At 64.8% G+C, this 8,252-nt stretch carries 5 protein-coding genes and 2 pseudogenes; 5 read left to right on the top strand and 2 right to left on the bottom strand.

Translation table 11 applies throughout. The annotated features are described in order from the left end of the window. Positions 1-66 precede the first annotated feature (66 nt). From RM530_RS05620 to RM530_RS05600, 5 genes are all read left to right on the top strand, one after another. Entirely contained in the window at positions 67-945 is an 879-nt protein-coding gene (locus tag RM530_RS05620; protein ID WP_311364232.1) for an alpha/beta fold hydrolase, read from the top strand. Between the two features lie 137 nt (positions 946-1,082). Beyond that, positions 1,083-3,581 (top strand): acyl-CoA dehydrogenase, encoded by a 2,499-nt coding sequence (locus tag RM530_RS05615; RefSeq protein WP_311364231.1) that lies wholly within the window; start codon positions 1,083-1,085, stop codon positions 3,579-3,581. After that, positions 3,578-5,113 carry a glycerol-3-phosphate dehydrogenase/oxidase gene (locus RM530_RS05610; RefSeq protein ID WP_311364230.1) on the top strand — a complete coding sequence of 512 codons (1,536 nt, stop codon included), beginning with the start codon at positions 3,578-3,580 and terminating at the stop codon, positions 5,111-5,113. Before RM530_RS05615 ends, RM530_RS05610 begins: the two co-directional genes overlap by 4 nt. 331 nt (positions 5,114-5,444) lie before the next feature. Beyond that, a complete protein-coding gene (locus RM530_RS05605) occupies positions 5,445-5,828 on the top strand; it encodes a TA system antitoxin ParD family protein (RefSeq protein WP_311364229.1) in 384 nt (127 codons plus the stop codon). 2 nt (positions 5,829-5,830) lie between these two features. Further along, complete coding sequence (locus RM530_RS05600) at positions 5,831-6,400, top strand: ATPase (protein WP_311364228.1); 570 nt, start codon at positions 5,831-5,833, stop codon at positions 6,398-6,400. 88 nt (positions 6,401-6,488) lie between these two features. Here RM530_RS05600 and RM530_RS05595 read toward each other — a convergent pair. Together RM530_RS05595 and RM530_RS05590 are read right to left on the bottom strand one after the other, a co-directional pair. After that, positions 6,489-6,929 (bottom strand): annotated as a pseudogene (locus tag RM530_RS05595) (IS1634 family transposase); the annotation flags it as partial. Further along, a pseudogene (locus tag RM530_RS05590) lies at positions 6,929-7,680 on the bottom strand (transposase family protein); the annotation flags it as partial. The pseudogenes RM530_RS05590 and RM530_RS05595, both read right to left, overlap by 1 nt. Between the last annotated feature and the right edge of the window lie 572 nt (positions 7,681-8,252).

The following is an 8,252-nucleotide window of genomic DNA, read 5'->3' as shown; positions in this document are numbered from 1 at the left end:
ACTTTGGGGACAGGCCGGGCAGTGTAGTGGCGTATCCTCGATCCCCCAATCGCATCGAGCCCCGATATGGACAGCAGGCCTTCGCCGAGCACTGACGATTCGACTCCACGCGTCACCGCCAATGGGGTGCAATTCGCCTATCTCAGCAGCGGACCCGAGGATGGTCCGCTGGTGCTGTGTCTGCACGGCTTTCCGGATACCGCCCAGAGCTTCCGCCCGCTGCTGGAGCGCTTGGCCGCGGCCGGCTATCACGCGGTGGCGCCCTACATGCGCGGCTACGCGCCGAGCGGGATGCCGGCGAATGCGGCCTATGGCGCGCTCGACCTGGGACGCGATGCGCTGGCGCTGATCAAGGCCTTCGGCGCCGAAAGCGCCTGTATCGTCGGCCATGACTGGGGTGCGGTGGCGGGCTACGCCGCCGCCGGACTGGCGCCCGAGGCCGTTCCGCATCTGGTGGTCGCCGCCGTGCCGCACCTGCGCCGATTCATGCTGCGACCCACGCCACAGCAGCTGCAACGTTCTCGCTACATGCTGCGTTTCCAGTGGCCCGGAAGCCACGCCTGGCTCGGCGACCCGCAACGACTCGCGGCACTCGTGCAGGAATGGTCTCCGGACTGGAGCTTCACTGACGGCGATCTGGCACCGGTGCTGGCGACCCTGCGAAACTCGAAACGGCGCCGCGCCGTACTCGGCTACTACCGTGCGCTGCCGAAGCTGATGGCCGACGTTTCGGCGCAACGCGTGCTGATGGCGCCGGTGCTGGTGACCACGCGCGTGATCTACGGTGCCGACGACGGCTGCATCGGCCGCGAGATGTTTCTCGGCCAGGAGCATCTGTTCATGCTCAATCACGACCAGGTCGAGATGCCCGGCGTCGGCCATTTCATGCATTGCGAAGCGCCACAGCTGTTCGCCGACCACGTGCTGTCGTTTCTGCAGGACTGAACGGCCCGCCCCCGTTCGGCCCCGATGGGGCAGCTCCAGAGTGGCCCGCCACCCGAAGCCGCAGGCGAAGGGTGGTTGTGCCTTGCCCAAGGCCCCCCTATCCTCGACTGAATCGTTCGCTTAGAGCGGGGGACGCTGTGCTCTGGATCCTGTATTTCCTGGTGGTCGGCATCGCTGTCGCCTATCACCGTCTCAACCTCACGCAGACCACAATCGCGGTCGGCGCCTCGCTGCTCGTGTTCGTGCTTCTGGGCGGTCCGTTCTGGGTGTTCTTGCTGCTGACGGTGCTCGCGGTACTGATTCTGGTGCCGCTGAACAACACCACGCTGCGCCAGGAATGGATCACGCGCCCGGCGCTGGCGTTCTTCCGGCGCGTACTGCCGGACATCTCGCCAACCGAACGCGTCGCGCTCGATGCCGGCACGGTGTGGTGGGAAGGTGAACTGTTCACCGGTCAACCGGATCTCGACCGCCTGCGCGGCTATCCGGCACCCACACTCAGCGCCGAGGAACAGGCGTTTCTCGACGGGCCGGTCGAAGACCTGTGCCGCCTGTTCGACGAATGGACGATCACCCATACCGAGCAGGACATCTCGCAACAGGCCTGGGATCTGATCAAGGAACAGCGCTTCTTCGGCATGATCATTCCGAAGCGCTACGGCGGTCTGGAATTCTCGGCCTACGCGCATTCCTGCATTCTCGCCAAGATCGCCAGTTCGCCCGGCGGCGCCACCGCCAGTTCGATCGTCGCGGTACCGAATTCGCTCGGCCCGGCCGAGCTGCTGATGCACTACGGCACCGAGGAACAGAAGGACCGCTATCTGCCAAAGCTCGCCACCGGCGAGGAGATCCCCTGTTTCGGCCTGACCTCGCCCTGGGCCGGCTCCGACGCCGGCGCAATTCCTGACACCGGCGTAGTCTGCATGGGCAACTGGAAGGGCCGCGAAGTGCTGGGCATGCGTCTGGACTTCGACAAGCGCTACATCACGCTGGCACCGGTCGCCACGGTGGTCGGCCTCGCGCTGAAACTGTATGACCCGGAAGGCCTGCTGCCGGACCGCGATGCCGCCGAAGGCGAGTTTGTCGGCGTCAGCTGCGCGCTGATCCCCAGCGATACACCGGGCCTGGACATCGGCCGCCGCCACTTTCCACTGAACAATCCGTTCGTCAATGGTCCGCTGCGCGGCAAGGACATCTTCGTGCCGCTGGAATTCATCATCGGCGGAGCCGCGATGGCCGGCCAGGGCTGGCGCATGCTGATGGAATGCCTCGCGGTGGGCCGTTCGATCTCGCTGCCTTCGAACACCACCGGCGTGAGCCTGTTCGCGGCCTACGCCACCGGCGCCTATGCGCGCGTACGCTACCAGTTCGGCTTGCCGATCGGTCGTTTCGAAGGCGTGGCGCAAGCCATCGCCGGCGCCGCCGGGCGTGCCTACGCCAGCGAGGCGGTGCGCTGCATGACCGCCGGCGCCGTCGACCTCGGCGCCAAGCCCTCGGTGCCTTCGGCGATCGCCAAGGCCTACTGCACCGAAATGTCGCAGGAAACCGTGAAACTGGCGATGGACGTGCACGCCGGCAAGGGCGTGATGCTGGGACCATCGAACTGGATCGCGCGCGCCTACCAGGGCACGCCGATCGGCATCACCGTGGAAGGCCACAACATCCTTACCCGCAGCATGATGATCTTCGGCCAGGGTGCGATCCGCTGCCACCCCTACGTGCTCAAGGAGATCAGCGCGGTCAATGACGACAACGCGGCGCGCGGACTGGTCGACTTCGACAACGCCTTGCTCGCGCATATCGGCCACGTGTTGTCGGCGGCGGCGCGCTCGCTGGTGCTGGGCCTGTGCTTCGGTCGCATTGCCAAAGTGCCGGTCAGCGGCCCCACGCGCATCCACTACCAGAGGATGATGCGCTATGCCGCGAGTTTCGCGCTGCTGTCGGATTCCTCGATGGCGCTGCTCGGCGGCAGCCTCAAGTTCCGCGAAGCGATTTCGGGGCGTCTCGGCGGCATCCTGTCCCAGCTGTATGTCGTCAGCGCGGCGCTGCGCAAGTTCGAAGGCGATGGTTCGCCGGTCGAGGACCTGCCGCTGCTGCACTGGGTCTGCGACACCGCCTGGGCCAGCATCGAGGCAGACGCCGACGGCGTGCTGCGACATCTGCCGATGCGGCCCGCCGCCTGGCTGCTGCGTGCCCTGGTGTTTCCGCTGGGCCGCCACGCACGGGCGCCTCACGACGAGATCGAGATGCGCATCGCCGAACTGATGACGGAACCCGGCAGCGTGCGCCAACGTCTGTTCGCGCGCGTGTTCACCCCGAACGAACTTGACTACCCAGCCGGGCTGCTGCACCACGCGATGCAGGCGGTCAACGACTGCGCGGCGCTGGAAAAGCGTGTGCAGAAGAGCCACAAGGACGGCGTGATCAAGGACCCGCATCCGCTGCGCCGCATTCAGGAAGCGGCCAAGGCCTCGGTGCTGACCCAGGCCGAAGCCGACCGTCTCGCACATTGCTATGCGCTGATCGAGCGCGTGTGTCAGGTCGACGATTTCAACAGCGAGGAAATGATGGCGCAGAAACCAACGCGCAAGCGCCGCACGCGCGACGCCGAAACGCCCGCGGATGACGCCCCATGACGCCCGCGTTCCCGCTGGTTCGCAAGGTATCGGGACTGCGTGAGCGCGAGTTCGATCTGCTCGTGGTCGGCGGTGGCATTTACGGCGCCTGGGCGGCTTATGATGCCGCGCAGCGCGGCCTGTCGGTGGCGCTGATCGAGCAGAACGACTGGGGCAGCGCCACCTCCCAATCGTCCAGCAAGCTGATTCACGGCGGCCTGCGCTATCTGGAGAACTTCGAGTTCGGTCTGGTCCGGCACGCCCTGATCGAGCGCCGCGTGCTGGCGCGCATTGCGCCGCATCTGGTGCATCCGATGAACTTCATTCTGCCCTTGTGGAAGGGTTCTCGGGTATCGGCATTCAAGCTAGGCGCCGGGCTGACCATCTACGACTGGCTCAGCATCGGCTGGCAACCGGTGCAGCGCCACAAGCATTTCAAGCGTGACCGGCTGATGCGCCGTTACCCATTTCTTGCCAGCGACGGACTCGAAGCCGGTTTCCGTTATGGCGACTGCCAGGAGGATGACGCGCGTCTGGTGATTCCGGTGGTCGCCGCGGCGCAGCAGCATGGCGCGGTCTGCGCCAATCGCGTCGCCGCGACGCGCCTGTTCGACGAGGACGGGCGCCGCGGCGCCGAGGTCACGGACCGCGAAACCGGTGAACGCTTCGCGATCCGCGCACGCACCCAGATCGCCACCGTCGGGCCGTGGATACGCGAGCTGGCCGGCGCCAACGCGCCGCGCGTCAAGCTGGTCAAGGGCACGCATCTGGTGATGCCCGGCATCCCCAACTGCCATAGCGCGTTTCTGCTGACGGCACCGCAGGACGGGCGCGTGTTCTTCGTGATTCCCTGGTACCACCGCACCCTGGTCGGCACCACCGAATCCGAGATCGGCCACCCCGACGAAGCGGTTCCCAACGACGAGGAACAACGCTACCTGCTGTCCGCCGCCCAGGCCTGGCTGCCCGGCGCGAGCTGGCGGCCGGAGAATGTGATCTCCCGGTTCTCGGGTGCGCGCACCCTGCAGGCACAGGAAGCCGGCACGCTGTCCAAGGTCTCGCGGGAGTTCGAGATTTCCGAGCCACGACCCGGTCTGTTTGTACCGATCGGCGGCAAGTACACGACCTCGCGTCACGACGCCTCGCGCGTGGTCGATCGGGTGTGTCGCAAGCTCGGCCAAAAGCTCGACTGCAAGACCGACGAGCTGCGCCTGCCGGGCGCACCGGCCGGTGACGATTTCGCCGGCTGGCAGGCCGACGCCGTCACGCGCCTGCGCCAGGCCGGCGTCGACACTGATGCCGCACGCCAGCTCAGCCTTCGTCACGGGACTGCCGTGGAGCGCGCGCTGGATCTGATCGCGGCCGAGCCGGCCCTGGCCACACGACTGGACGCGGATTCGCCATTCATCGGGGTCGAAGCAGTGATGGCGCGCCTGGATGAAATGGCACGCGATTTCGACGATGTGACGCGACGCCGTATTCCGCTGCAGATTCTGGCGCGGTCCGACGGCGCATGGCGCGAGCGTACCGAGGACATACTGGCGCGCCTCTGATCCAGACGCCATGGTGGCCACGATCGCGACCGCGCAGCAGTGAGTGCCCAGATGGCAATGATCGGGGATCGGGGATTCAGGCCCGCACCACACGCCGTGTTCGTCACGGCGACGTGCTGTTCGTGGTCGCCCTGCTGGCGGCCGCGCTGTGTGCGAACAATAAGGGGCGGAGGGGTCGGAGTGAATAAAATAAATCCAGCCGATCCGAACTTTAACACTTCATTTTATTTACTCCGACTTCGACCCTTTTTGCTCGCTCAGCACAAGATCGACCGGTCAACATATCGTAGCAATTTGCTACAGTTCCCCGATGAAAATTGGAGAATACGCCATGCCGGGATCCAACAGCCCCATGCGGCTAGATGCAGAACTGACCGAAAGCGCTCGTTCGACTGGCCAGCGAATGAGCCGCAGCACCGCACAGCAGATCGCGCACTGGGCGCGGATCGGCCGCGAATTGGAGCGTGGCCCGAGCATCACGCTGGCGGATGTTCAGGCGGTATTGGACGGTCAGAGCGAGTACGACTCACTCAATCTGCACGAACAAGCCGTGGTCAGGGCAGAATGGGCGTCACGCATCGACCAGACCCGCCGGGACCTTCGCCTTGATCAGGTTCTCGCTGGACAAGGCCGAGAGATGGTGGAACTGGCAAGCGACGGGTCCGTGGCCGTGAAGGGCGCAAGAGACAAGTCCCGCAAGGCTTCCAAGCGCTGAACGTGCCCGTTCTTCATCTTCTGGCTGGACCGAATGGCAGCGGCAAGACGACGTTCTACGAGCACATACTTAGACCGGTCACGCATCTGCCGTTCATCAACGCGGATGTCATCGCGCGAGAGCAGTGGCCGGGATCGAGCCGGGACCGGTCCTACGAAGCGGCCAAGCTCGCAGAAGAAAGACGAGCGTCGATGATTGCACAGGGGCGATCGTTCATCGCCGAGACGGTGTTCAGCCACCCCTCGAAGCTCGACCTCATTCGTGATGCGAGGACTGCCGGCTACCACGTTACCGCACACGTCATGCTCGTACCGCTGGCATTGTCGATGCGACGCGTCGAGGCGCGCGTCAAACATGGCGGTCATGACGTACCGCTCGACAAACAGCGGGAGCGCTACGCTCGTGTGTGGTCGCTGCTCGCGGATGCTCTGAAGCTTGCGCACGAAGGTTTTGCCTATGACAACAGCTCGGCGCGGGCGGCTTATCGAGTGGTTGCATATCTCGAAGGCGGACGCCTGCTCGGGACGCCCGAATGGCCGGAATGGAGCGAGCTTAGCGACTTCCTGCGTTGAGGGGTTACGCTAGCCCAACTTAGCGGATTCGCGACATTGAGCGCGCCAACCCATTGATCCATATAAGCGGCACCGCCAAAGGTCTACACTACACGGCGGCGGATTCAGCTTGCGCGGCGGTGATTTTGGGTGGGGGTTGCGCAGGCAGTTCGAGCCGCAGGCGCTCCAGCAGCAACTGGAGTTCGGTTTCGGGCTCGGTGTGGCGAGTCAGCGTAAGGGTGCGCCCGTCGGTGGTCGGGATTTCGACATCGAGCATCTGCACGGCGGCGAATTTGTCGAGTACGCTGCGCGGCGTCAGGCCGGGGGCATGCGGTTTGAGTTGCTGCGCCAGCGTGACATGCAGACAGTAGGCCAGGAACGCGATAAAGACATGCGCTTCGATACGCGCTTGCGCTTGGTGGTAGATCGGGCGGATCGATAAATCGCCTTTCAGGTTTTTGAAGGCTTCTTCGACTTGGGTCAGCTGGATGTAGTAGCGCCACAGCTGGGCCGGATCAGTGCCGGTGAGATTGGTGCGCAGCAGGTAGCGCCTTCGTCAGCGAGCATCGGCACGATCCGCGCCGGCGGCAGCGCCGCAAAGCGCGGCTCGTTGGCCACGGCCACGATCTGCATCCGCTCCTGCTTGCTGAGGGCGTGCGCCGGCGTCGGCCGCTTGGCCTGCGGACGGCGATCACCGTGCAGCAGGCCATCGGCGGCCTTCCAGCGCTGCAGCGTGCGCAGGTCGATGCCGACGATCTCGCAGGCACGATGCAGCCGCGCACCCGCCGCCTGTGCCTGTTCGATGTCCAGGGTCATTTCGCGACGCTCTTCCACGCGGATCATTCGTCCGCGCCCCTGCGGTAGAGCGCCTCGACTTTTTTTGACAGCACCAGCAGCGCCGCCGCTTCCGCCAGCGCCCTGTCCTTGCGCCGCAGCTCGCGCTCCAGCTCGCCGATCCGGCGCCTCTCGGCCTTGGGCTCGCTGCGCTCCGCAGGCTGTGCCAGCGCCTGCGTCGCCGACTTGCGCCAGCCTTCCAGCTCGCTGGGAAACAAGCCCTTCTCGCGACACCACGCCGCCTTCTGCGCCTCGCTCATCGCTGCCGTCGCCAGCACCGATTCAAAGCGAGCCACAGCCGTCCAGCCACCGCTCTTCTTCCCGGACGCCAAAGCTTCCGACCTCCATCGTTCCAAAGTGTCCGCCGACACGCCCACCTCAGCGGCCACAACCTTCACGTCTGCACTCTCGGGCGGTAGCAACCGCGCAACTGCTCTGTCCTTGAATCCTTGTCCATATCGAGCCATGTCTAATTCCTGTCGCCCTCTCTCCGTGGTTTTCCAATCGAGAGTCGAGTAGCCCAAGGGATCTTCCCCCTCAGGCTCTCCTGACGGAATGATTCCCGCCTTTTCCAATGACGCTCACCACAATCACTCTTAATGACCGCAGCTCATGGTGGTTTGATGCCTCCGCCTGATCGGCGACATCGAGGGGCCTACCCTCATCGCTGGTACAGCATGTCGGAGAGACCTTCACCTCTCCTCCTTCTTGGCACACCGACAACTATTCTGACGCGGGGGGACACCGTGAGGGCGTTTGCTCTCGCACAGCCGGCAAACGGCTTTTCACCGAGGCTTGCCGGCCAAAACTGCTTGTCCGACAAGCCTTTCCGTAGGATTGCTTCGCCGTCGGCGGGCATCAAGGTCGAGCCCTTCGGGCGGCCTGCGGCCGACCTTGACACCCGCCGACGGCTCAATCGCAGCAACAACTGCGCCTCCCACTCGAAACGGCATAGATCCGAACAGTGGCTGGAGGTTTCGGAGCAACTGGAAGCCTGAAAAGGCTATTGGCCTCGCACAAAGACGTGAAGAACGGCCGT

The sequence above is a fragment of the Banduia mediterranea genome (assembly GCF_031846245.1).
GTDB lineage: Bacteria > Pseudomonadota > Gammaproteobacteria > Nevskiales > Nevskiaceae > Banduia > Banduia mediterranea.
The sequence above is the reverse complement of the archived record's forward strand: the minus strand, read 5'-3'. Positions and strand labels throughout refer to the sequence as shown.

Excerpts from the sequence above, each read along its gene's own strand:
- RM530_RS05610 (WP_311364230.1), top strand. The coding sequence starts at position 3,578 with ATGACGCCCGCGTTCCCGCTGGTTCGCAAGGTATCGGGACTGCGTGAG.
- RM530_RS05620 (WP_311364232.1), top strand. The coding sequence starts at position 67 with ATGGACAGCAGGCCTTCGCCGAGCACTGACGATTCGACTCCACGCGTC.
- RM530_RS05605 (WP_311364229.1), top strand. The coding sequence starts at position 5,445 with ATGCCGGGATCCAACAGCCCCATGCGGCTAGATGCAGAACTGACCGAA.